The 575-nt window shown below is 60.2% G+C and carries 1 pseudogene; it reads right to left on the bottom strand.

Annotation, left to right across the window (positions count from 1 at the left end):
- Positions 1 to 174: 174 nt before the first annotated feature.
- Positions 175 to 480: pseudogene (locus tag BL254_RS13575) on the bottom strand (integrase core domain-containing protein); the annotation flags it as partial.
- Between the last annotated feature and the right edge of the window lie 95 nt (positions 481 to 575).

Here is a 575-nt window from a genome sequence, read left to right as displayed (position 1 = left end):
GAGAGTCCTCATCGCCCCTACGAGGGATTGAAACGCGGCGAGCTGGGCCCGCGCGGCAGCAAAGTCGATGTCCTCATCGCCCCTACGGGATTGAAACTCAGGACCGGATCGTCCTGGAGCGTGCTGCGCAGGACCAGGTCTGAACCGCCCCGGGTTCCATAGAGGACCGGATGCTTACGCTTCGGCGACTATATCAGCTTCGTTCTGGAGATAGAAGAGGGATTCAAACTCGGCCGGTGGCATGTTTCCACAGCCGCTGTGGATCCGCCGGTTGTTGTACCAGTCGACCCACTCGAACGTCGCGAGTTCGAGATCGTCCGCGGTACGCCACGGCCCCTTGCGATGGACAAGCTCTGTCTTGTACAGTCCGTTCACGGACTCGGCGAGCGCGTTATCGTACGAGTCGCCGACGCTCCCGACGGACGGTATCGCTCCGGCCTCGACAAGCCGGTCGGTATAGCGGATAGACGTGTACTGCGAACAATGCCGCTAAGATAAGATCCGCCCGGTGATCATTATCGTTGGAGCGAAACGCACGCCTCCGTCGGATGACTTCTTGGTCGGGAAGTTGTGTC

It is taken from the genome of Protofrankia sp. BMG5.30 (assembly GCF_001983005.1).
Taxonomy (GTDB): domain Bacteria; phylum Actinomycetota; class Actinomycetes; order Frankiales; family Frankiaceae; genus Protofrankia; species Protofrankia coriariae.
This window is presented reverse-complemented; position numbering and strand designations above follow the sequence as displayed.